Origin of the sequence: Nitrospira sp. (assembly GCA_024760525.1) — a bacterium.
Lineage (GTDB): Bacteria > Nitrospirota > Nitrospiria > Nitrospirales > Nitrospiraceae > Nitrospira_D.
In genome coordinates, this window is the sequence record CP060499.1 from 3,204,558 (window position 1) to 3,229,138 (window position 24,581).

Annotated in this window: 22 protein-coding genes and 1 tRNA gene; all 23 read right to left on the reverse strand. The window is 56.0% G+C overall.

Annotation, left to right across the window (positions count from 1 at the left end; all coding sequences use genetic code 11):
* Nucleotides 1-26: 26 nt before the first annotated feature.
* On the reverse strand, nt 27-743 hold the full coding sequence (locus H8K04_15080) for a cytochrome c (protein UVT15130.1): 717 nt from the start codon (nt 741-743) through the stop codon (nt 27-29).
* A 10-nt stretch (nt 744-753) separates the two neighbouring features.
* Nucleotides 754-1,377, reverse strand: a complete 624-nt coding sequence (locus H8K04_15085; protein ID UVT15131.1) for a cytochrome c — start codon at nt 1,375-1,377, stop codon at nt 754-756.
* Between the two features lie 55 nt (nt 1,378-1,432).
* Nucleotides 1,433-3,280 carry a cytochrome ubiquinol oxidase subunit I gene (locus H8K04_15090; GenBank protein ID UVT15132.1) on the reverse strand — a complete coding sequence of 616 codons (1,848 nt, stop codon included), beginning with the start codon at nt 3,278-3,280 and terminating at the stop codon, nt 1,433-1,435.
* A 25-nt stretch (nt 3,281-3,305) separates the two neighbouring features.
* Complete coding sequence (locus tag H8K04_15095; GenBank protein ID UVT15133.1) at nt 3,306-4,289, reverse strand: hypothetical protein; 984 nt, start codon at nt 4,287-4,289, stop codon at nt 3,306-3,308.
* Nucleotides 4,290-4,324: 35 nt separating this feature from the next.
* On the reverse strand, nt 4,325-5,452 hold the full coding sequence (locus tag H8K04_15100) for a cytochrome bc complex cytochrome b subunit (GenBank protein ID UVT15134.1): 1,128 nt from the start codon (nt 5,450-5,452) through the stop codon (nt 4,325-4,327).
* An 11-nt stretch (nt 5,453-5,463) separates the two neighbouring features.
* Nucleotides 5,464-6,399 carry a ubiquinol-cytochrome c reductase iron-sulfur subunit gene (locus H8K04_15105; GenBank protein UVT15135.1) on the reverse strand — a complete coding sequence of 312 codons (936 nt, stop codon included), beginning with the start codon at nt 6,397-6,399 and terminating at the stop codon, nt 5,464-5,466.
* Nucleotides 6,399-7,211, reverse strand: coding sequence for a c-type cytochrome (locus tag H8K04_15110; GenBank protein UVT15136.1), 813 nt, complete (start codon nt 7,209-7,211; stop codon nt 6,399-6,401). The genes H8K04_15105 and H8K04_15110 overlap by 1 nt, the downstream gene beginning before the upstream one ends.
* Before the next feature lie 39 nt (nt 7,212-7,250).
* Entirely contained in the window at nt 7,251-8,963 is a 1,713-nt protein-coding gene (locus H8K04_15115) for a cytochrome ubiquinol oxidase subunit I (GenBank protein ID UVT15137.1), read from the reverse strand.
* A gap of 241 nt (nt 8,964-9,204) precedes the next feature.
* The gene (locus tag H8K04_15120; GenBank protein UVT15138.1) at nt 9,205-9,696 is read right to left on the reverse strand and encodes a c-type cytochrome; all 492 of its coding nucleotides are present in this window, start codon (nt 9,694-9,696) and stop codon (nt 9,205-9,207) included.
* A 221-nt stretch (nt 9,697-9,917) separates the two neighbouring features.
* Nucleotides 9,918-10,331 carry a hypothetical protein gene (locus tag H8K04_15125; GenBank protein ID UVT15139.1) on the reverse strand — a complete coding sequence of 138 codons (414 nt, stop codon included), beginning with the start codon at nt 10,329-10,331 and terminating at the stop codon, nt 9,918-9,920.
* Nucleotides 10,332-10,637: 306 nt separating this feature from the next.
* Nucleotides 10,638-11,030, reverse strand: a complete 393-nt coding sequence (locus tag H8K04_15130) for a hypothetical protein (GenBank protein ID UVT15140.1) — start codon at nt 11,028-11,030, stop codon at nt 10,638-10,640.
* Nucleotides 11,031-11,118: 88 nt separating this feature from the next.
* A complete protein-coding gene (gene hpnH, locus H8K04_15135; protein ID UVT15141.1) occupies nt 11,119-12,135 on the reverse strand; it encodes an adenosyl-hopene transferase HpnH in 1,017 nt (338 codons plus the stop codon).
* Between the two features lie 367 nt (nt 12,136-12,502).
* A tRNA-Cys gene (locus H8K04_15140) sits at nt 12,503-12,577 on the reverse strand.
* A 108-nt stretch (nt 12,578-12,685) separates the two neighbouring features.
* Nucleotides 12,686-14,032 carry a DUF2029 domain-containing protein gene (locus H8K04_15145; protein ID UVT15142.1) on the reverse strand — a complete coding sequence of 449 codons (1,347 nt, stop codon included), beginning with the start codon at nt 14,030-14,032 and terminating at the stop codon, nt 12,686-12,688.
* 110 nt (nt 14,033-14,142) lie between these two features.
* Nucleotides 14,143-15,327: a flavodoxin-dependent (E)-4-hydroxy-3-methylbut-2-enyl-diphosphate synthase gene (gene ispG / locus H8K04_15150; protein ID UVT15143.1), complete on the reverse strand. Its 1,185-nt coding sequence runs from the start codon at nt 15,325-15,327 to the stop codon at nt 14,143-14,145.
* 23 nt (nt 15,328-15,350) lie between these two features.
* Entirely contained in the window at nt 15,351-17,297 is a 1,947-nt protein-coding gene (locus H8K04_15155) for a 1-deoxy-D-xylulose-5-phosphate synthase (GenBank protein ID UVT15144.1), read from the reverse strand.
* Nucleotides 17,298-17,512: 215 nt separating this feature from the next.
* Nucleotides 17,513-18,709, reverse strand: a complete 1,197-nt coding sequence (locus H8K04_15160; GenBank protein UVT15145.1) for a BamA/TamA family outer membrane protein — start codon at nt 18,707-18,709, stop codon at nt 17,513-17,515.
* A gap of 29 nt (nt 18,710-18,738) precedes the next feature.
* Nucleotides 18,739-19,377: an ABC transporter substrate-binding protein gene (locus H8K04_15165; protein UVT18004.1), complete on the reverse strand. Its 639-nt coding sequence runs from the start codon at nt 19,375-19,377 to the stop codon at nt 18,739-18,741.
* A gap of 64 nt (nt 19,378-19,441) precedes the next feature.
* Nucleotides 19,442-19,885: an outer membrane lipid asymmetry maintenance protein MlaD gene (mlaD, locus tag H8K04_15170; GenBank protein UVT18005.1), complete on the reverse strand. Its 444-nt coding sequence runs from the start codon at nt 19,883-19,885 to the stop codon at nt 19,442-19,444.
* Nucleotides 19,886-19,897: 12 nt separating this feature from the next.
* Nucleotides 19,898-20,656 carry an ABC transporter ATP-binding protein gene (locus tag H8K04_15175; protein UVT15146.1) on the reverse strand — a complete coding sequence of 253 codons (759 nt, stop codon included), beginning with the start codon at nt 20,654-20,656 and terminating at the stop codon, nt 19,898-19,900.
* 2 nt (nt 20,657-20,658) lie between these two features.
* A complete protein-coding gene (locus H8K04_15180; GenBank protein ID UVT15147.1) occupies nt 20,659-21,426 on the reverse strand; it encodes an ABC transporter permease in 768 nt (255 codons plus the stop codon).
* A gap of 2 nt (nt 21,427-21,428) precedes the next feature.
* A complete protein-coding gene (locus H8K04_15185; GenBank protein UVT15148.1) occupies nt 21,429-22,214 on the reverse strand; it encodes a hypothetical protein in 786 nt (261 codons plus the stop codon).
* 38 nt (nt 22,215-22,252) lie between these two features.
* Complete coding sequence (shc, locus tag H8K04_15190) at nt 22,253-24,433, reverse strand: squalene--hopene cyclase (protein UVT15149.1); 2,181 nt, start codon at nt 24,431-24,433, stop codon at nt 22,253-22,255.
* Nucleotides 24,434-24,581 lie beyond the last annotated feature (148 nt).

Below are 24,581 nucleotides of genomic sequence, written 5' to 3' on the forward strand. Positions count from 1 at the left end.
AGACCCATGCGCGTTTCCTCGCGCGCTTACTCCCATGTTCGCGGGGATTGATGGGCTCCGTCGTATTCGCCCATGATGATCTTCCAAATCCATTCATCCGGTAATTCCACTTCCCAACGAGGCATCGCGGACTTCCATGGTGTCCCTTCGATCGGAAGACCGACTCCGCCCTTCTTGATGCGCCAAAACAGATAGCTCTCTTGCAACATCGCGATCGTCGTGGGATCGGCGAAGTTGGCAGGCGCCGGAATAAAACCACGGGCGGCCGGTCCCTTGCCATCGAAGTTGCCCCCGTGACAGGGGGAACAAAATGCCGCGTAGAATCCCTTTCCCTGCATGATATTGTCAGGGGTTTTGGGAACGGGATTCGACAGCCCGGTATACTCTCCCGGCGGCGCCGGATGGATCGTTCTGCTCTCCACCGGCGGAAGATCGCTCGTCGCCGTGCTGCCGTAGGTTTGCCATCCGACCAGCAGAGGGAAGAAAATCAGCACGCCATATCGAAGCGCTTGCAGCCCACCGATCTTCTCTCCGGTCAGGAACCGCTGCATGGGTCCCCAGAAGGCATCTTTCGACTCGCCACTCAACGTTTCATAGATGACGATGCCGGACGCGGTCAGGAGGAGATACAGAAAAATCAGACTGGAGGGAAGCGGCGCCGAGCCGGGTATATTCGGCAGCACAAACTTCAGGAACAGATACATGGCTACCATGAGTATGATCGGCTTACCTAACGCGCCCATACGTTCCTCCCTAGTGCGTGCGTGCCTTGGCGACGAGTGCAGATTCGGCTGCCTTGACGGGAGCCTTCGGCGTCTGGCCCGGTATCTCAAGATCCGACAGGCTGACGGAGATCGGCTCGCCGCTCATTTGTTGCAGAAAGGCGATCACGGCCAAAATTTCATTCTTCGAGAGCCCGATCGGGTCTTTGTCGATACGCGGCATCGTAGCCGGATATTCCTTGGGTACCCCGCCATGCCGGTAGTCCTGATAGACGAAGGCCTGGGGATCGGTCAGACTTTCATAGAGGAAATCTTTGCTCAATTTGGCGCCGATTCCCTTTAGATCCGGGCAACGCGCGGATTCGCTGGGGCCGATGGAATGGCACAGCGCGCATTGGCCTTTACTGAAGAACACCGTTTGGCCGATCGCCGCAATATCGGTTGGGGTCTTGATACTCGCGAGGTCGACCTTTTCCTCGGCCGGCGGCAACGAGGCCAATTGCGGCACGGCGAGTGACATCAGCGAAAACAGCCCGAGGACAATGAAGACAAATCCCGTCACCCGGACAAACGTGGCGCGGATGAAGAGGAGGATGAGAATCCCAAACCCAACGATTGACAGTGCGATCAATTGTAGTTGTGCGACTTCACTCATGGCTCTCCAACTTGCTTGGTGTGTAGCCCATTGCCTGGTTCACTCACGACTCCATCTATCCCTGTTGCCGCTCCTCCGGCGCCCCTCCGGCCATCGCAGGAATGCCGTGCGGCAGCTCGCCTTTCCCTGACGCAGCAGCCTTAGCCTTATCGCCCATGGTGGCCACCCAGAAGATAAACGCCACAAGGATGCAGAAGAAAAACGTACAGAAAGCCATGATCAGCGACGCGCTGCCGAGGGCCGGTGAATAGGCATAGGGCGACGAATCGCGCATGACCCCATACACGTGCCAGTGGACCCGAGATGAAGATCGCGCGTAGCCCATCAGCGTCATCAGTAGAATCACCATGACGGCGTTGAGCACCAGCGCATACCCAGCGCGAGGAGGCATACTGCCCCAGACCATTTCCGTCGTCGTCTTGGCACTCTTAAGCAACAGCGCCGTCAACGGGGTGATGGTCAGAATCACGAAGATGACGATCAGCACCTGAGACGTGGAGAAATAGTTGATGCGGACGATCGCCGGAACAAAATACCCCCACACACCGAGGACGATGACGGCAAGACTGGCCAACACCAACACGGCGCCCATGACTGCCTTTCCCAACTTCGCCCATCCGGCGGTATCCTGTTTACCCGCCCGCCAATACATGACGAAACTCATGAAGGTAATAAGAATCATGAGATTGGACACGGTCATTTTGGCGGACATGACGCCCAGGACGCCCAACAAGGGGTGGTGAGCCCCTCCCATCTTCTGGGCCTCTTCGATGCTGGCGACAAGGGAGTGTGGCGTCATCCACACGGCAAGACACAGCAACAAACTGACGAGCATCATCAACATCGCCCGCCGATATTTTCCCTCCGATCCGGGAATACGATAAGTAATCCCCAACCAGAAATAATAATTCGACCCGAGGAACAAGACACCGATCAGCATGGCCTGGATGATGAAGAGCCAGGACAGGAACCCTCCCATCAGGGTAATGCCCATCTGTTGGTTGTACTGATAGATTTCCCGCATGAGCCAATAGCCGGCAAACGGCAGAGCCAACAAGCCGAAAACGCCGATGAAGTTGCCGACATAGCCCATCCAATCGTAGTGCTCACGCTCCTCGGGATTCTTGACCGACAAGTATCGGACTCCGGCATAGGCTCCACAGATGTATCCGCCGAGCACGACGTTGGCAATGAGACGATGGATGTTGATCGGCCACCACGTCGGATTCCATGTCGCCGCCCACGCTCGTTCGATGGCCGTGCCTTCTGAAATGACGACCGGGCTGGACTGAAACGTGGCCCACGCGTTCGGCACGATCATGATGAAGAGTGCGAAGAAATTCAGGAGGAACCCCAAAACCACGTGCAACGTTTTCAGCTTACCGTACTGCATGGCGTCCCATCCGTACCAATACAGATAGAGCGTCGCCGTCTCGAGCAAGAACAAGAGACAGTAGAGCAAAAATGACGGGAAGAAGACATCCGTCAGATAGTTCATCAGTTTTGGGTAGAACGCCACCAAGAGAAACAACAGAATGCCGCCGAACAGGGCGGTCGTCGCATAGGCCGACGTCAGGAGTTTGGTAAATTCCTTGGCAAGCTTATCGTAGCGCTTTTCGCCTCCTCTCCAGGCAATCACTTCGCAGAGCCATGCAAAGATCGGCACACCCAACACGAACCCGGCCAGCAACAGGTGCAGCTGCGCAACGATCCACACCAGGTTCCGACTGCCGATATAGGGAATATCGCGATACTCAGTCGGGCCGGTCGCTGTGCCTTCCGCAGCCACGCCGATCGAAGGAAGCGCAAGCCAGACCGCCGTCAACAAGAGACCTGCAAGCCATCCGCCATGGCCGCTGACAGCTCGGAGAGCTAGTTGTATCGTTCCGATCCCCTGTCGCATGGCACTCACCTCACCACCTCGCAAGTTACGGTTTCGTCTTGGCAGGTGAATCGGCGGTGGTCCCGCCTTCGGTCTTCCCCTTGCCCTTATCTTTTTGGCCTTTTGCTTCCGCCTTCTGCTGTTCGATGGCATCAACTTGCGCTGTGATCGACGCAAGCCGTTGCGTATTTTTGTTCAATGATTCGATCGGTTTGAAAACCGGCTCGACCTCCACCTCAGGCTTCTTGCAGCATTCATGCGGATGGGGTGTGGTCACCGGAAGGATGGACCAAAACATCAGCGACAATACCACACCGGCTCCTGCCAACGACGCCAGCAGCAATCCCTGATCAGTCGGCACACGCATCAAGTCCCAACGGGTCACAAGCCCTTGATAATTTTCAGGCGCCGGGCGGGCATTTTCCGCTATCCGCCGAATGATTTGTCCAAGGATGGACACACCGATCACCGCGAGGACGATCAGCACCGCGGAAGAAATGGATCCCCAGATCGTCAGTTCGAGGCCGATTCGTTCTGCGACCGGAAGACCCGTGTCGAAGAGATGTCTCATGCTTTCCATTTCGGCCATTGAGTGCGAAGCGGTGATGGCGATCTCCGTGACGCGGCTGACGATCCACCAGAGGAGCGGAAGAAAGAAGGTCCCGATGAGCGCCGTTCTCCACCAAATCGCAAAACCCAGCCCATCGTGGGGAGGCTCTTTCCGAAGCCGTTCCAGGAAGAAGGTTCGCCCAACCAGCCCGAGCGCCCAGATGTCGACGGGGATAGACATCCCGAAAATGAGCGGCAAACCGATCCCTTCACCAAAGTGCGTGTCGAAGATAGCCATGATGATGGGAGCGGCAAAGACGGTCACGGGACTGGCCAACAGCATCAAAAAGGCAAGACCGAACCTGCCTTCGAAATGCACCAACCCCATCGTCATCGCAAGAACGGCAAACACGGCCTTGATAGGAATGCCGGTCCAGCACGCCGGCCAGAGGATACCGAACCCTATCTTCGTTGGGGACATCGATTCGCGTTCTTCAGCCATAACGTGTGTGAGGATTAATCCAGAAACTCACGGTTGATCACGGCTGCAACCGTGAACAAGGCGATGACCACCATGATCGCAATCCAGCTGATTAAGGCGATCGGGCGCTTGAAAATATTCCGTTCGGGATCTTTGTCGAAAAACGGAAGCGCAATCAGTAACCCCATGAACACGACCGGCAAGGCGACGGCGCCCATGAATTGACCAAACTGGCCGGCAAACAACTTGAGCCTCAGCAGTTGGAAGTAGAAAAGGAAATACCATTCGGGCTCAGGGTGGTAGTCCCCGGGGTCCGGCGTGGCATGGTCCAACAAGACAACCGGCTCCCAAAGGGCTAAGGCGCAGATTCCGGCGAAGACGAATGCCATCCCGACAATGTCTTTCCAAATCTGACGAGGAAAGAAATAGTCGGTTTTGGCCTTGATCTCCTCAGGCGTCCCGCTAAAGGGTCCCGCTGGAGCGGCCACACGAAACAAAAAGAGGTGCAGTCCGGCGAGAGCCATGAGCGCCGCCGGAAGGATCATCACGTGAATCACGAAGAATCGGCTCAATGTCATCTGACCCGGGGTTGCTCCACCCTTCAGAAACCGGGCCATAAAATCGCCGATGAGCGGCGTCTTATCCAAAATCTCGACACCCACGAGCGTCGCCCAAAATGCCCGCTGGTCCCAGGGCAACAGATAGCCTGTAAAACCGAAGCCGATCACGATCCCGAACAAGGCGAGCCCCACAAGCCACAGCAATTCTCTCGGCTTCTTATACGCGCCCCAGAGAAATACCTGGGACATGTGCGCGAACACACAGACGACCATCGCACTGGATCCCCAGAAATGGTAGCTCAGTAGAAACCATCCGTAATCGACATCGTGGATAATGTATTGGGTACTGTCATAGGCGTGATCGGCGGTCGGCACATAATAGAACATGAGCAGGATGCCCGTCAGCGCCTGCATGGCAAAGATGAACAACAGGATGGATCCGAATACGTAGGCCCAACGAGAGCCGCCGGGAATCGGCTCGTTGAGCATCTTGGCCTGCATCTCCTTGAGCCCAAGACGTTCGTCGAGAAAAGCGACGAGCTTTTCAGTCGCGCTTGGCTGTTGATCGGGGATTGTTGCGGGAGACGAATGCTTGATGTCCATGTCGCCAGCTTTCACACTATCCTGACTTGCGACTTCGTACCAGCCTTGAACTCCATATCGATAATCTCCACGTCTCCCCCCGCAGAGACTTTGAGGGGTAATGCGTCCAGAGAGCGTGGAGCGGGACCGTCGAGCACTTTTCCTGCGGCATCATAGATGCTCAAGTGACACGGGCACAGAAACACTTGCCCGAGCGTTTTGTGCTGCCGCCATTTGAACCCGCAGCCTAAATGCGGACACTTGCCGGAGAACGCCAGGTACGGAATATCCTTCTTGTTCGTCCAAATGGGCTTTCCCTTTGCATCGCGAAATTCAGCGTCCTTCCCTTGGTACACTTTATCGAGAAGTTCCGGAGTCGCTCGGAGAATCCACACGTTCTTCTCGACTTCATACTCCGGCATGTACACTTCTTTCACTTTTTTCTTATACTTAAACTGGGTGCCGACGTCGTCCTGCTTGATCTTGCTCACGTTCCCCACATTCAGCCATCCATTGTCGAAGTCCGCGTACATCGGCTTCATGAGAAAACGCAGAATGGGGAAGGCGATCGGGAGGCCGATCAAGAACCCGATGACATGCGTGAAATTCATGAAAAACGTGCGGCGCTTGACGTTCTTTTCCAGATCAGGGAGAGGAACCAGGACCTCGCCCGGCGTCACATGGATGTTGTCTTCGAGATGCGAGATCTCCACTTCATGGGTGGTGACATAGTCTTCCCGTTTGAACGGCGGCAACGCCAGAATATCCCGTGAGGGCGCGCGCAACTGGACGAGGTCTTCGGTGACAGCCTGCACGTGTCCCATCGCGACCTGTCGCTCGCCGCTGCCGTTCATGGACACCACGATGTGACTGATCTCGTGCGAGAGCGGATCGAGCACGACTTTCGTGACTTCGCCGATGTCGAGGTCGGTGCACCGGACCTTGGATTTCAGCTTCGGTTGCAGCATTAGTTCTTCTTGATAGGCTTCGGGGTGTTGATCGCGGTATTTTTGAAGGTACCCAACCAGGTCGCCAGCGCCAGCATTTCTTTTGGGTCCATGAGGTCTTTAAACTTATTGGGCATGATGCCCTTCTGCCATTCCTTCTCATACCCTTCAGCCATAAAGCTCTTAGGGTCGGCAATCTTCTGTTGAATCTCCTCGACTGTCAGCAACGTGCCGATATTGTCCAACTCAGGACCGCGCTTCTTTCCACCTTCCCCCCTGAGTTTGTGGCAGTTGTAACATTCCTGGAGTTGCCACTGCTCCTCTCCGACCTTCATCACATCGCCGGAAGCGCCGGACGCCGCGCCGGCGGCTGCGGGCTTCGCATCTCCGGCCGGAGGCGTTGGCGTCGCGGCCACACCCTGACCCAACGATTTGAGCCGCTCCTCCAGAGCTTTGACCTGTGCATCAAGCGCCTTGGCGCGCGCGATCAGTTCCTCGGCCTTCCCCTGCGCGGACCCTTTTTTCTCCCGGTCTAACAGCTTCCCGATCTTGGCCTTTTCGTCTTCGGGATCGAATTGAGGCAGGAGCGACGCACCAGCCACACAGACCGTCACCAAAAAGATCCAGAATACAATGACGGCAAAGAGGGACTTCCCACCGTTCATCGTCTTGACGGGCTGCGCGTCAAGCAGCATGAAGAGGATCGCCCCGGTCATCGAGACGACGAAGAACAGCACCTGAAAGGAGGACGGCAACTCCTGCGAGTGCGCGACAGCAACCAGGGCGCCACCGACCACCACGCCTATCACAAGCTTTTTGAATATGTTGCCCATACGAATTCTCGTCTCCTCGGTAGGCGCCTTAATCCTTGATTACTTCGCCCCGACAGGAACAGGACTCCTCTCAGGCTCCCGCACCTTTGCCACGGAGGGTCGAAGAGCCACGAGCGCAGCCAGACTCACGATCGCGATAAACACCACGGCAATCGCCGTAATCCATCCGGCGGAATACGACAGTGTTGGGGTAAACGATTCCGCGCTGAGGTCCGACACCAGGCTATAGGTGTGGAAATATTTCTTGAGCAACGACCGCACCGCGCCCATCAACCCCATGATCCACGTGGAGGTGAATGCCAAAAAAATCAGCACAAATTGCGATGCGAAATCGATCTTCCCCCAGAGAATCGTGCCTTGTTTGATCGTTCGGTTATACAACACATAGTTGACGACCGTCACAAAGACCAACACGATGATCGCGGAAAGCTTGGCCGGCATCGACGACAAATAGTCCCACCCTTCCGGGAGTTTCATCTCATCGGGCATATCCGTGCCGGTCGCCACGAACCCGGCCGGAGTGAGCCACACCGCATCGCTGATGAGCATGATGATAAAGCCGATCTTGATGACGGTCCGCGCGGAGACGGTCTTGGGAACGAACCGGCCTAAGAGGAATGGCGACAACGTCAGCGGCAGGAGGAATGCCAACGACATCGGATCGGGAATCCAATAATTGTTCATCACCCACATTGTGACAGGGAGCAACACGATCAAGACGATGGGAGCCAGAATGGTGATTCGGACGTTTTCCGCTCCTTCAATTCGTTTGACGCTGAGCCAACTATAATAATTGATGCCCAGGAATAGGAGCCCGATCATGACGCCCTGCATTTCAAAAAACATGGAGAGCTGATCGGCCATCATGTACGGACAGAACGAAAAATCGTAGTCACACATTTCATACGCCAACAAGAGTCCCGTAAACGGCTGCAAGAGCGATCCCCCCACCGCAATCCAGATGGCGGCAAATCCCATCCAATCGTAGTAGGCTCTCTCCTCCTGCGTCTTCGCACTCATATACATATAGGCGGCGATCAACCCGGCAATGAATCCACCGAACGCGACATTCCCGTCGATCCGATGGAGACTCAGAGGGAACCAACTTTGGTTGGCGATCTTATCCCATAAGGTCGCCGCGGCGATGAAATCCTGCGGCGAGACTCCTTCCGCCTTCGGCGGGGTATTCATGAACGACGTTGGACCGTTGATGACAAACAGGATGAGCAGACACACGAGGTTCAGGAGCACGCCAAGGGCGATATGTCGCCCTTTCTTCTCGCCTTTCCAGACATCCCAGGTGTACAGGTAGGCATACATCAAGATGGTCTCGGCGATAAACAGGGCCGGATACAGCACTGCGAAGACCATATAGAACTGATTGATGAACGAGGTCGTGAATTGAGGATACGCTGCGAGCAGGACGAAGATAAATAGACCGCCGGTCACAGCCGTCATGCTGAAGAGAATGACCGTGACCTTGGTGATCTCCCTGGCCAGACGGTCATAGCGGGGGTCTTGCTTCCGATACCCCAGCCACTCCGCGATGACGACGAAGATTGGCGCGCCAAGGATAAACGCGGCAAATAGGATATGGAGTTGTGCGACGATCCATACCGCCGTTCGATTGCCCGTGTACGGGAACTCTACCGCAGACGCTGCAACTTCCTGAGCGTTGACGATTGGTGCACCTAACGCAGACAGCCCAAGCAACACAACGAGAGCCAAGAGACTGCTCGATAGTTTTTTCACGGTGTCTCGATGCCCCCTACTTTAAGAGCCCAGTCAAGGATCCTAGTCTCACCCTTCGGGCCAAACAAACGCTTCGATGAACTGAAATCTTGGACGGTATCCGGCAAAAATATTCGGTGCATTGTGCCTCAAAAAGGCTCGGTATAGTATCCTAGTTTTTCCAGTTTTATTTATCGGGATGTTCCCCATCCAACATCTGAAAACGACCTGAGCCTGACCGGTACAAGCCGAAGCCCTCCCGCTATTTCGTGCCGGCATCGACCCACTGTTTCTTCTCTTCGTTCCAGACCTTCCCCGGCAGCGCAAAGTTCCGCTCATAGAGCACGAGCTTCCACCGGTCTTCATCCGAAAGCTTGCTCTTCCAGCCTTTCATCTTGGTGTTCGGCACTCCCTCAGCAATACGCCAAAACCACACAGAGTCCGAATAGAGCTTCATGCGCTCGAGTCTGCGGAAATCTGTGGCACCCGCCTTTACCGGTTTTCCATCCTTCCCATGACAGCTGGCACAATTGACGTCCGGATTTGCCTCCCCGATGAAGAGTTTTCGCCCCTCTTCCAGCTTTTGAGCATCTCCCCACCAGTCGGACGGCATATGCTTATCGGCATATTCAGCCGGAGCCGGAGGTGGTGGCACAATCGGACCCTCTGCGCCTTCTTCACCACCACTGCAACCGATGAGTAACCCCATACTCATCACCATCGCAACACGAAACGAACCCAATTTCATTGCCATGACGACGATTCATTCCCTAAGGAGCGCACGGTTGTCGCACACGTGGCGACATAGGGATAGAAAGCGGCCTCCAAAAAAAAACGCTTCTGTCGAGGTGTTCGCACCTCAAACAAAAGCGCTCCAGTTACACCCATCTCGATAACGCTGTACACCGGTCCTCGCCCACCCATCCACCGATTCGCCGAGGGACCCCGCAGCCCCCGAAGAACCGTCAACGGCGATTACGTTTTTCTTTTTCCCTGCGATTTCCCCTTGACCCGTTCTGCCTTCTGCTGAGAACGGACAAGTCTCATACCGATAAGACCGCCGGCCGCGGCGACCATCGCCCCACCACCCCACCACAGCCAAACAGGAGGACCACTCGCATCGCAGCCGGCGCCGAAATCAACTCGGACTTTTCGCTCACTTTCAAGATCTTTGGGATCGAATTCAATTTTGAGATTTTTCTGTTCGCCCTTCGCCTCTACCAGAAGGGGATCGCCAAGATTGTCGTTGTGCAGATGAAACATCGCTTTGTAGTAGCCATCTCCATCCGTCCTCACAACCTGACCATATGAGACTCTGGTGTCTTTGACCAGAACGTCCGTGTTCGACACCCCCTTGCCATCCCCGCCACAAACATACCCTTCAACCATGAAACGGTGATCCGCTTCGTGGGTGGCAGGAACCACTGGGGGGAATGCAGCACTCAGTGCGAGGCAGCACACGAACACAATCAGCCCAACCGGACTTCGTCTGCCAAGCTTCGAACTCGATTGCTGACTCGTCGCTCGCTCCTTACGAGGAAATGCACGCCGCACGACCGCGAGCGCGCTACATTCGGGCAGGCGTTTCTAGCACAGCGCCAAATCTTTGTCAACGAAACGGCAGGCCTTTTTGATACTGCGGAAAGGCCGTCCACGGCCGTGGCATTTTGAGAATCGGCAGGATAAAAGAAAACCTTAGAGGTAGCCCTGCGTGCGCGCGGCCGCCTCAATTTTTGCCGCTTCTGCTTGACGCTCGGACTCTTTTTTCGACACCCACGCCTCCCAGGACTTCCCGTTCGCCGTATCTTCCCCGGTGAATGCAATAGTAACGATATCGCCGTACGAAATGCGCCGGGGATCCGGACGGTCGGAGGGAAACAGTTCGAGATGCGAGCTGTCGGCATCCAGCTGACGATTGAAGAGATATCCCATGACCGATTCGCCGGACCGTAACGTCAAGGTCACGTCGCCACGGTAGTCGAATGCGAGTTCGACCGCCTCTGTCGTTTCGGCCGGAGAGACGGGCTTGAATACCCGCCCTTCGAGTGAACCGGTGATCGTAGCCGTATGATTCTTTGTATCGGTCATGTGGAGATCGTCGTTCGTGAAACGTATTTCGTGAAGCGCGGGATCGCCCTGCGAACGACGAGAGACGAACGACGCTTCACGCGCAGCATCACCGCGAGGTAGGCATGAGCGTCAATTTGGCTGTCCGAGAGAATCCGGAGACGGTGCTAAAGGTATCTTCGACAGCCGATGCCTCATAACCGCAATGGACCATGCAATCGGCGCACTTTTCATTTCTGCCGGTGCCGTAGCGATCCCACTCCGTGGACTCCATCAGTTCCCGGAAGGTTTTTGCGTATCCCTCTTGAAGCAAGTAGCACGGCTTCTGCCATCCAAAGACATTATAGGTCGGATTGCCCCAGGGAGTGCATTGATACTCACGCCGTCCCATGAGGAAATCTAAAAACAGCGGAGATTGATTGAACTGCCAACCAGCTTTGGGGCGAGCAAGGATCTTGGAGAAGAGTTCCTGGGTTCGCGACCGCTTCAAGAAATGCTGCTGATCCGGGGCCTTTTGATAACTGTAGCCGGGGGAGATCGTCATACCCTCGACACCGAGGGCCATCATTTCATCGAAAAACTTCCTGACTCGCTCAGGATTCGCGTCGTCGAATAGCGTGGTATTCGTCGTCACTCGATGGCCGCGCTTGACCGCCGCCTTGATGGCCTTGACCGCGACATCATACACGCCATCCCGACACACCGCCAAATCGTGCTCATCTTTGAGCCCATCCATATGGACACTGAACGTCAGAAACTGAGACGGCTCATACTCATCCAACTTCCGTTCGAGCAAGATCGCATTCGTGCAGAGATAGATGTACTTTTTTCGATCGACCAAGCCTCGGATGATCTTCGCCATTTCCGGGTGAATGAGCGGTTCCCCTCCGGGAATACTCACCATGGGGGCCCCGCATTCTTCGGCTGCTGCCCAGCATTGCTCGGGCGTCAACCGCTTATCGAGGACATGATCGGGGTACTGAATTTTCCCGCAGCCGGCGCACGCCAGGTTGCAGCGAAACAACGGCTCCAACATCAACACCAAGGGGTATCGCTTCACCCCCTTCATCTTCTGGGTGAGCACATACTTCGACACGGCAAACATCTGGGAAACCGGAACGGCCATTCCGCTCTCCTTACGTAATGTGGCTTTTGGTTCTCTGCTCTATGCGACCAGCCGCCTTAGGCAGCTTATGTGGAGGCACTAGAATAGGGGGGATTGTACCATCCCGTATTGATGCCGTCAATTTGTCTCTCTCGGGCCTGTCCATATCCAGTCCAACACTAACACGTCCGAGGGTATCGGCAAGGCATCGGCTTACTGAAGCAATGACAAGACGCTGGAGCGGTCTATCCGCTCGCATCAATCACGATAAAACAATGAAGAGCGAGCGGCACACTCGAAGTGCATAGCCGGATATTGGAGGATTTTATCCGCGCGCACCAGTCACGATAAAACGCTAAATAGCGCGCGGGTCAACCGCAGGTTGGTATGGAGGCGCCGAGCGGGTTCGAACCGCTGCATCGCAGTTTTGCAGACTGCTCCCTTACCACTTGGGTACGGCGCCCCGGGGGCGCATTATAGTCGCTTCCTTTTCTGGAACACAACACAAGACCAAGCTACCTCGCATGGTGAATCGGCTTCAGTGTGTTGGAGGTTCTCCTGGGTAGACAGATTATGCCTCAGTGACCATACGCGAAGGGCCGGAATGCATTTTTTCCGGCTGCGGGTTCGGATGGCTCCACTCTCCTCTACTGCTGAGCAGCAATCCATACAAGATCAGCATCGCGATACCGAGATGATGATAGCTTTTCAAGGCCTCCCATCTTGCCGAACCCACGACTTCATAGTTCAGCACCATTGTCAGCACAACATAGACCCCCAACATGACATATCCGGTAGAGCTCAACCCGCCGCTCATTCTCATGGCGGCGGCGACGACGACACAGGCAGCCGGTATCATCCAGACGAGATGCTGATCCCACGTAATGGGGGAGAAGAACAACGCCAACATCAAGGTTCCCGCGCAATCCCTCGCCCAGGCGGGATCTCCAGGCTCCTGAAACACCCGCTTGCTGGACCATGCGAACAGGCCAAGCAGGCTCAGCGCGGCCACTCCGACGATCGCGTTGGCAACCGGTGACGAGAGATCCAGTACCGGCTGGTAACCCCGGTCCACTTGTCGAAGCCGATGGGTGGGCGGATAGGTCACCAGGTATCGAAGCATGGTATGCCGGAGCGAGAGATTGGCCTTTTGCAATTCGTTTTCTTGCCGGCCCTCCGCCTGCCGATCGAGCACAGACAGGGCGGCATTCCTCGTCCATTCTGTGTGATGGTCCCACCAGCTCGTGGGTCCCATATACAGAACGGGCAGCACGACCCAGGCAAGCGTGGCCACCATGGTGTACCAGGCAACTCGCCACTGCCGCTTCCAAAAAAACAACAGCACGAAGAGCGCGGGGGTGATTTTGAGTACGATACCCAGCCCGATCAAGACCGCACCCAGCCGTTCTTTCCCCACCCATATCGCATAGATCCCCCCTGTGAGAATGCCCAACAGGATGAGATGGGGGCCGCCATCGTCGAGATCATTCAAAATAAACTGCAAGGTCAATGCTCCCGCACCGACACCAACCAGCAGCCGGCCCCACCCTCTCGAGTCCGATGAACCGCATATCATGCGGTAAAACAGCATGACCGTGAGGACTAAGCATCCGGCAGCGACGGCGTACCGCAGGGCCAGGCTCGGGTTTCTGTCTAGGATGAGCAAGGGAGCGAAATAGATGCCGGTAGTCGGCAGATACATGTAGCAGTAGTCATTGGCGTAGAGATACTCTCCGGAAAGTAACCGCCTTCCAATCTCTCGATGGATATCGATGTCCCGGAAGTGGAACGACCGTCCGAAGGAGATGATGTAGCCGTGCACTATCGCTGCAATGATGAGCCCGATCTTCACCAATCGCGCAAACAGAGCCGACCTGACAAATTCGTTGATCCGGTGGATGAGAGGCTTTGATTCCATTGTGTGACGGCACTGATACATGACCCGCCGGAGCGCGTCAATCGTTTCTTTGGTGAGATGGGCTAGAAGTTGCTCGGGTAGCGGGAGACTCTCGGACTAAAACAGTGCCCCTACCGACGAGGCAGTACGGGAATTTCTTTTCCAAGCGTCGAGGGGAGATCCGACTGGGGCATGAGTGATTCCCATCCGTTCGAAGGGATAGAAGCGACGGCTTCGCCGCTTCCCTCGGCTTCTTTTTCTTTGGCAAGCAGTTCCACTTCCTGAATCAGCGTATCCATCAATTCTTCCATGGGGACCTTACGGACGAGCTTACCCCGCTTGAACAAAATCCCTTTCCCCTCGCCGCCGGCGATCCCGATGTCGGCCTCTTTCCCTTCTCCGATCCCATTTACGACACATCCGAGTACCGACACGTTCAATGGAGTCTTGATATGACCGAGTTTCTTTTCCAACTCATTCGCCATCCGGACGACATCGATCTCAACGCGCCCACAGGTCGGACAGGCGATGACATTGATGCCCCGATGACGCAATTCGAGTGATTTCAGGATTTCGAACCCGACCTTCACTTCCTCGACGGGATCGGCGGCCAGCGACACGCGCAGCGTGTCTCCGATGCCCTGTCCGAGTAAGTAGCCGAGTCCGATCGAAGACTTCACCGCCCCTGTCATGGCCGTTCCCGCTTCTGTGATCCCAATGTGAAGCGGATAGTTCGACTGATGCGCGAAGAGCCAATAGGCATCGATGGCATGATGCACATCCGACGCTTTGAGTGAAACTTTCATGTTGGTGAAGCCCACGTCTTCCAGCGCATGCACGGCGTTGAGCGCCGACTCCGCCAGAGCCTCGGGTGAGGGCCATCCGTATTTTTCCAACAACGGCCGTTCGAGCGACCCTCCGTTGACGCCGACTCGAAGTGGAATCCCCCGCTCATTCACGGCCTTGATCACTTCTTCCACTTTCCACCAGGCGCCGATATTGCCGGGATTGATGCGGACGCAATCGACGACCTGTGCGGCTTTCAGGGCAAGACGATGATCGAAGTGAATGTCGGCAATCAGCGGGACCGTCATGGCCGCTTTGATTTGCGGAAGAACAGCGGCGGCTTCCTCGTCAGGCACGGCCACGCGAATGAGTTCGCATCCGGCAGCCTCAAGCTGGTGAATTTCAGCAACCGTCGCAGCCACATTGCGGGTGTCCGTTGAACACATCGACTGCACAGACACCGGAGCATCGCCGCCGATTTTCACCTTCCCGACAGAAATCTGTCGAGTTTTTCGCCTTGCTATGTGCATGAGTGATTGTTCGCCTTCTGCAATCAGCTGCCCTGCTCGTCTCCATGAGGAAGATGGTCTGCCAGACCAGCACCGGCAAATTGAGATTTCACCGACGGAGCCGTGCCGATCAGTTCCTTGACGCTTTGATAGATGCCTTCGCTCGTCAAGCCATACCGTTCACGAAGCAGATCTTGGGGGCCTTGTTCGATATACCAATCGGGCAAGCCTATAACCTTGGTCTTCAGATGAGTCACGCCGGCTTCCGAAAGTGTTTCCAATACCGCGGACCCGAACCCACCGGTCCTGCAGCCCTCTTCCACCGTCACGACATACTTGACTCGCTTCGCCACATCCACAATCAGTTCGTGATCAAGTGGCTTGACGAACCGGCCGTTTACCACCGCTGCGGAGACCCCTTCCTGGCTGAGACGTTCCGCTGCTTCCACGGCCTGCCAGACCGAGACCCCGATCGCAACGATGGCAACGTCGGTTCCGTCCTTCAGAAGCTCGCCTTTTCCCACAGGCACCGCCCTGGGGGCCTCGTCCATCTTCACGCCGAGGCTCACGCCTCGCGGATACCGCACCGAAATGGGTCCGTTATGTTCCAGGCAGGTTTTCACCATATGCTGCAACTCGTTTTCATCTTTGGGAGCCATCACCACCATGTTGGGAACATGGCGCAGATAGGCATAGTCGAAGGCGCCGTGATGCGTCGTCCCATCCTCAGCGACGAGCCCGCCACGATCGATGCAGAAGACCACCGGAAGATTCTGGGTCGCGACATCATGCACGACCTGATCATATGCCCGCTGGAGGAAGGTCGCGTACATCGCGACGACCGGCTTCATCCCCTGAGCGGCCAGCCCCGCCGCGAACGTCACGGCATGCTGCTCGGCGATGCCGACGTCATACAGCCGATCCGGAAATTCCTTTTCGAAGGTCGTCAATCCCGTGCCTTCGCACATCGCCGCAGTGATGGCCACGACGCGCCTATCCTCGCGCGCCAACTTGACGAGCGTATCCATGGCGATCGCCGTGTAGGACGGGCGGGAGGCTTTCTTCGCGGGCGCACCTGTTTCCCGAACAAACGGAGGACAGGCATGAAACCACACCGGATTCTTCATGGCCGGCTCGTAGCCGAGCCCTTTCTTCGTGATGATATGCAGCAGGACCGGCCCCTTCATCTTGAGGACATTCTCAATCGTCGGCAGGAGATGTTCAAAGTTATGGCCATCGATGGGACCACTGTATTGGAATCCCAGCTCTTCAAAGAGCAATCCCGGAAGAATCACGCCTTTGGCGAGTTCTTCGGCCCGGCGAGCGAGTTTTTGCATGTCGTAGCCGATGTGAGGAATCTTGCGCAGCAACTGACCGGTTTCCTCGCGCATTCGTCCGTAGAACTCCCCTGTGATGGTCCGACTCAAGTAGGCGGAAATGGCCCCGACGTTCTTCGAGATCGACATCTGATTGTCGTTCAAAATCACAAGGAAGTCCTTGCCGAGCCCTCCGGCATGATGCAGTCCTTCCAGAGTCATTCCCGCCGTCATGGCACCGTCACCCACGACACAGACGACTTTATGTTTCTGTTTCAACTGTTCCCGGGCTTCCACCATGCCGAAGGCGGCCGACACACCCGTGCCCGCATGGCCGGCATTGAACGTATCGTACTCGCTCTCCTCGCGCTTGCAAAATCCACTCAATCCACCGTACTGGCGCAGCGTGTGGAACTGCTCACGGCGGCCGGTGAGGAGTTTGTGCGTGTAGGATTGATTGCTCGTATCCCAAACGATTTTGTCAGCCGGTGTATCCAGGAGATATTGCAAGGCGACCGTGAGCTCAACCACGCCCAAGTTCGAAGCCAGATGCCCGCCGACATTGGAGACCGCTCCGATAATCTGTTCACGAATCTCCTGGCACAACGCCGGAAATCGGTCGGGGGACAACCGCTTCAGATCGGCCGGACTATGGATCGTTTTAAGAATAGACATGGATGGTCTCCTTACTTTCGTCTTCTATCAGCGACGTGGCATAAAGACACGTCCAGGGTGCACCTTTGGCGCAGGTTCTAAATTTTGTGGAGTCTCACACACGAACCGCATGATGTCAAGCGCTTATGAAAGATCCCCTGCCCAGGCCTCTCACGTTGATCGAGGCGTAACGGGCCACGATCGATGACCTTGAGCACACACACCCGATGGGTCGCCTAGTAAGGAAAATCGAGCCCGGCAAAAATGGCTCCGCCCTCCTTACTGAACCCGTAGTCGATCCGTCCCACGACGTTGGGCCGAATGATACCCCGAAACCCGATACCCGGCGTGATGCGGTAGTCTTTGAAGCTCACATTCTTAAATGAGTTGAACACCTGCCCGGTATCGATGAACGGCGCTATCTCAAAATCCGCCATGACTCCGGCAAGACGCGCCCGCAAGATATGAATTCGCTCCTCCACGCTGAACGCGATCAGTTGCTTGTCGATGTACCGGTCTACCCCAAACCCGCGCAGGTTGTTCTGGCCGCCCAAGGAGCTCTGCTCATAAAACGGCACATCCGAACCCAGCGTGGCCTGCAAATCACCACGAACCACAAGGATGGCGCGCTTGGACTCGCTCGCAAACATCTTCTTCACCTCGAGCCCATACCTGGAATAGAGCGGTTCCGATCCCGGCTTGAAGTTGTAGTTGAGCTCGGCATAGGCGGTAATCGCGGTCCCATCGGTCGGCGTGACCAGATTGTTACGGGTATCGTAATGGAAGCTGACCCGCTGCCCGAGAACCGTAGCCCCTTCCACGCCCGGCGCATTCGGAAACAGATCGCCCGAAAAGGGGAGGTTCGTGCCGCCCTCTTGGATCGATTGCATATGCCGCAATCGCTGACTGACCGCGATTTGCGTGACTTCGTTCGCGTGGATCCCGAATTTCCAATTCAACCTCGTCTCAGCGGCCGTGTAATTTGACTCGTTTTCCTTCACGGTAGTCGGCCCAAGTCCGAAGAACCGCACCGTCGCATTCTTGAAATGCATGGCACTGAACCCGATGCTGTACCGACCATTGCTGAATCCTGGATCAACATAGCTTAAAAGGAATTTTCGTTCGATTTGCTCTGTCCAGGACGCAATCCCTCGGAGTTCCTTGCCCCCGGGTTCGTACCGGAACAGATTGACGGTTGCTCGAGTGCCGACGATCGAATTGTAGACCACCATCGGCGCAACCAGATATTTGAGATCCCCATCCGGTCCCGTGATGAGAGCCGGTACAATCATGCCGATATCGTTGCCGTCGTTCTTGCTGGAACTGACGGCAGGGATGGGGAAATACCGCACGTCGGCCTGGGCTCGGTCAAGAGAGATCGGGCACAGACTCCCGAGCAGTACGAGAATGATACTGACAGCAAGGCTACGCATACACGTACCCGTGGTCCTGCTACACGACGTTATGGTGCCTTGAGCTTATCGGATTTCTTGCGGAGTTGATCGACGAGATCCGAATAGGAAGAGGCACGAATAATCTTGGTAAACTGCCCGCGATAGTTGTTCACCAGGCTGACGCCATCGACGATGACGTCGTAGACCCGCCAATCATCAGCCCTGTTGATTAGGCGATAGTCGAGCGGGATCTCCGTTTTTCCGGAGAGCACTTTGGTCCTAACTTCCGCGTACTCCTTCTCCGTCCGTTCATTCAAGTACTGCACGCCTTCTCCGGAATAGGTCTCGATCTTATCGGCATACGAGTTCGTCAGTAACGTCCGAAAAAGGTCGACGAATTCCTGTTTCTGCTGATCGGTCAGCTGATTCCAAGGCGCGCCGAGTGCCCGCCGGGACATTTCCGTATAGTCGAATCGAACCGCCACCACTTTCTCAAGCAAGTGGCGACGCTCATCGGCTTTCTCCGGCTGTTTGAGCTCTTTTTCCCGGACGATGCGGAGAACCTCATCTATCGTCACCTTCATGGAGTCGGTCGGAGCGCCCGCGTACCCCGGAACCGCTCCCAGCCCGACCGCTGCCACCACCACAAACGCTATCGCACCCCAACGGAACCATGCTTGCCTGCCCCACACATTCCTGATCGCCATCATCGCACGATCTCCCCTCTACCGATTTATCTGAATGCTCGCCGACCGGCTACCCTAGACCGAGTTAGTTGACCTTGCCGTGAACGTACTGGCTGACCAATTCCTCCAGGTCAAGGCCTGATTCGGTATCGCGAATGGCGTCTCCTGGTTTCAGTGGATCTCCGCCCCCACCCGGCGAGAGCGCAAGGTACTTTTCTCCAATGATCCCTCTAGTCTTGATCGAGGCGATCGTATCGGAATAGAGCTTCGTTCCGTTCTGGACCACCAGCTTCACCATGGCCCGATCCTCTTTCAGATTAATGGCCTTCACTCGGCCCACCTCGACGCCGGCGATTTCCACGGTGGCTCCCGGTTTCAGTCCCGACGCTGAGTTGAACAGGGCATCGACCTCGTACACATCTCCTCCGATGAGCTCCAACTTTCCCAATTTGATCGAGAGATACCCCAGACACACAATCCCGACCAGCACAAACACACCGACGATCAATTCCAGTCTGCTTTTATCCATCATGGTTCCCCTCTAACCCGCGGAGACCTCTCTGGCCAGCGGTACCGTCCCGCCGACCGAGATGAATTCTCTGATCTCAGGATCCGTGGTTCGCTGGAATTCAGCCGGCTCGGCCATCGCCGCAATCTTCCCTTGTTTCAACATCGCCACGTAATCTGAAATGCCGAATATCTCCGGAATCTGATGGCTGACCATCACGGCGGTAAATCCGAACTTCCGCTGCATACTCGTGATGAGATCATGAATCGATTTGGCCATCAGGGGATCAAGCCCCGTGGTCGGCTCATCGAAGAGAATGATCTCCGGCTGCATCACCAGCGCGCGTGCCAGACCGGCGCGCTTGCGCATCCCGCCGCTCAATTCCGCAGGGAACTTGTGCCCCATCCCTGCCAAGCCCACTTGGTCCAACATCTCCTCGACGCGGCGGGTCACGTCTTGACCTTTCATCCGGAGTTTTTCCCGGAGCGGAAACGCGACATTCTCAAATACCGTCAGCGAATCGAACAGCGCCGCCCCTTGAAACAACATAGCGAACCGCTTACGGACTTCGTTGAGCGCATGGCCGCGAAGCCTCGAAATCTCCACGCCGTCTACCCACACTTCTCCGGAATCCGGCTGGAGCAGGCCGATCATGTGCTTCAGCAGGACACTCTTCCCTTCGCCGCTTCGGCCGATGATCGTGGTGAGCTTCCCTTCAGGAACCGCGAGATCGACACCCCGCAAGACTGCTTGCCCTCCCAAGGTCTTCGTCACCCCCACGAGCTTCAGCATGGTTACAACAAGACCGAGGTCAAAAAATAGTCCCACACGAGAATCAAGACCGACGACAACACGACCGCCTCGGTCGTCGCGGTCCCCAAGCCTTCGGCGCTCATTCTGGTGTAAAACCCCTTATAGCAACAAATCCAGCTCACAATCAGCCCAAAACTGATGGATTTGAGAATGCCGCCATAGATGTCTTTCCATTCCACCGCGGATTCAATGGAATTCCAATACGAGCCGGCATTCACGCCAAGCAGATCCACTCCGACCAAATGGCCGCCGTAAATGCCGACGACATCGAAGATCGCGACCAACAGGGGCACACCGATCAAGCCGGCCACAAGCTTCGGAGCGATCAGGTATTGGAGCGGGTTGATCGCCATGGTATCGAGCGCATCGATCTGCTCCGTGATCCGCATGATCCCGATTTCCGCCGTCATGGCCGAACCGGCTCTCGCCGTAACCATAAGTGCGGCCAACACCGGCCCCAGCTCGCGAATCATGCTGAGCGCCACGGCGGAACCCAACAGCCCTTCGGAACCGAATTTTCGTAACGTATAGTATCCTTGCAGGGCCAGGACCATCCCGGTGAAGGCCGCCGTCAGCACGACGACAAACGTCGATTTATAGCCGATGAAGTGCAGCTGCTTGACGATCTGAATGATCCGCAACGGCGGACGGGCCAACCAGGCGAAAGAGGACACCACGAAGACCAGCATCCGGCCCATTTCAGCCACGTATCCGAGCGCCCATCGGCCGATTGCTTCAGGAAGGTTCATGGTCACGTCGGTGAGAATTCTCGCTCTTGCCGCTCCGTTGCCATCGCCGCAGTATAACGCCTGAAAAATGTCGTCAAGGCCTCTGCTGCGACTGCACTCTGTCGACGAAGCCGGCCAAGACCCAAGAGGCATGAGGGGGCGGCCAAAACAGTACCGAGACCCTTGAGCCATCCAGTGGGCCTGAGAAACAGATTGAAGTCAAGGGGAAGATCTTCGTCGAGAAGATCGGAAACAGCTCGAATGATCACAAAAGAAACCTGCATGCGGTGCGCGTGAGCGGCCAAGACGGAACTTTCCATATCGAGGCCGATTGCTTGCGTGCTTCGCGCAAACTGTTCTTTATCCGAAGCCCGACCGATGATTCGATCCGTCGAGACGAATCGTCCTATGTGTGCAGGAGGCACCAGAGTCTCGACAAACGCCAGCACGTGATCTCGTTCATCACCCGGCACAGCCGTAACTGGTGAAAGCTCCCCACTTGACCCTGTCTTATACACGACCTCGCGGCCGACCAGGAGTGCTCCGATATCCGCCGCGACAAGCGCACAGGCAAATCCGGTCGATATCATGAGACTGAAAGGCCGGCCGTCGATGAGCTGAGCGGCGCTGTGCCTCGCCTTCTCCAGACCGACGCCGGTTTGTACAAGCCAATATTCCCGGTCACCGACAGTGTGTACGAAACCAGAGGGGCCGGCGATTTGTCGTCCGCTGCCAGGAGGAAATGCCGACCGAACGGCTCTCATCTCCCATGGGGTCGCGGCAAAAATGGCAATCCGTTTGAGCGGCACGGTGTCAGATGAGGGCAGGGGGAGCGAACCGGCGGGGGTCAACGCTCGGACCGGTATGAGTCATTTCCTTGCATGTGATGGCGAAGTTCATCGGCTCGCATCTTCCCGCGAGAACGGAGGTTGCGATACATTGCTAAGGCCCACAACGGGAAGTACTGACAGTACCAATGGTACCGAAGATAGAACACTCGCGGAAACCCGGTCCCGGTGTGAGAGATTTCTTCCCACGATCCGTCCTTCATTTGATGACGGAGAAGAAATTGCACTCCGCGCGCGACACTGAAGGAGTCAGTCGCTCCGGCCGACATCATGGCCATGAGTGCCCATGCTGTTTGCGACGGCGTACTCTCTCCTTGACCATGATGCTCGAGGTCATTGTAAGAAAGGCAGGACTCTCCCCATCCCCCGTCAGAATTCTGTTTTGATTCCAGCCAGGACACAGCCCGCCGAATATAGGGTGCCGAGAGATCTTCGCCGATGGCTCTCAGCCCGGCCAAGACGGACCAGGTTCCATAAATGTAGTTGACCCCCCACCGCCCATACCAACTGCCGTCCTCTTCTTGCTCCTTCTTCAGAAAGGCCAGAGCCGGCGCAACGGCTGGATGTGTGTTGTCATAACCCAAGGCGCCAAGCATCTCCAGACATCGTCCAGCCAGATCGGACGTGCTCGGGTCAAGAAGCGCTTTGTGGTCGGCAAACGGGATATAATTGAACACGACACGGTTATTGTCCTTATCGTAGGCGCCCCACCCTCCATCGGATCCCTGCATCGCCAGCACCCATCGCATACCGCGACGGATGGATTCGTTCAGCTCGCCCTCCCCGGTCGGAATCTTCAATTTTGACAGCGCCATGAGGACTACGGCGGAATCATCGACGTCCGGATACAGCTCGTTTTCAAACTGGAAATACCATCCGCCCGGTTCCGCGTTCGGCGAGGAGACAATCCAGTCACCCACCGACTTGGTCTGCCTGGAGATGAGATACCGGCCCGCTTTTTGGAGCGCCGGGTGATCTTGTGGCAACCCCGCTTCAACCAGCGCATTCGTGAGCAACGCGGTATCCCAAATGGGAGAAAAACAAGGCTGAAGATGGAGAGTAGGAGCAAGTTCACCGTCAACCATGGCGGAATCGTAGACTTCCAGCTCCTCGATCTCACGAAGTGCCTTGACGACAAGGGGATCATCCGCGCCATAGCCCAAGCATTCGAGTGCCATGATGGAATTTGCCATCGCCGGATAAATCGCACCGAGCCCGCCAGACCCTTTGAGGTGCTCCAACATCCAACAGGCGGCTTTATGAAGCGCCTTCTCCCGCAATACCCGCATGGGCATCCGGTCGTACAGCTTCAACATCGCATCCAGAGCAACAAAGAAATTATGGGGCGTGAACCACGCTTGATCCTTGTTGAACGGGGGATACTTCCAATACCGGATCTCCGCTCGCGGGATCGGATAGAGTTCCTCGATACCCTGTTCACGGGGAATTTGGCAGACCGGACGGTGAGCAAAGACGATCAGCAACGGAATCAAGACGGCTCGAGACCAATAGGAGATCGCGTAGATACTGAAATAGAACTTCTTCGGCAGCAGCATGATCTCGACGGGCATATGGGGAATGCCTTCCCAATCATACTGATCGAACAACGCCAGCGTGATTTTTGTAAACACGTTGGCTTGGACGACTCCCCCCATTGCCAAGATTCGTTCTTTCGCCCGAACCATACACGGTTCGTCCGCCGACACACCACTCAACTTCAGCGCAAAATACGCCTTGACGGACGCACTGATTTCAGTCGGCCCGCCGTAATAAATCGGCCATCCGCCGTCGGGCAGTTGCATCGACTTGAGATACCGAACGGCCTTCTCCTCCCGATCGGGGTCCACACGATCGAGGAATCGACGGAGCATCAAGTATTCGGATGTCAGTGTCGTGTCCGCTTCCAGCTCGGCGACCCAGTACCCTTCAGCATGCTGACGGTTCAGGAACCATGACTGACTCCGCCGGATCGCGTCATCCACTGCATCAGGCTGGCTGACAGCATGTGCGATGGGACGACGAATAGAAGAAGGATCTAACGAAGGGAGGACAACCGGCTTGTCGGACACCAATCGAAGCGGAGCCATGGGTGTAAACTCCGTCGCAGGATCGAATCGTCCCTGAACGGTCGAAAGCAGGCTGTCAGAGAGGCGGCTGAATAACGCCTTGATGATGTTCATGAATCGTTATGATTTGAAAGACAGGGCTGAGGGGGGTGAAAGACCGGCATCTCGCAATGGTCTCCCTCGTGAAAAGCTCCTCTACACTCCCTCGAATGTACGGCAGGCTTATAACAGACGCTGGGAATTGAGTCAAGCAACCGAGTTG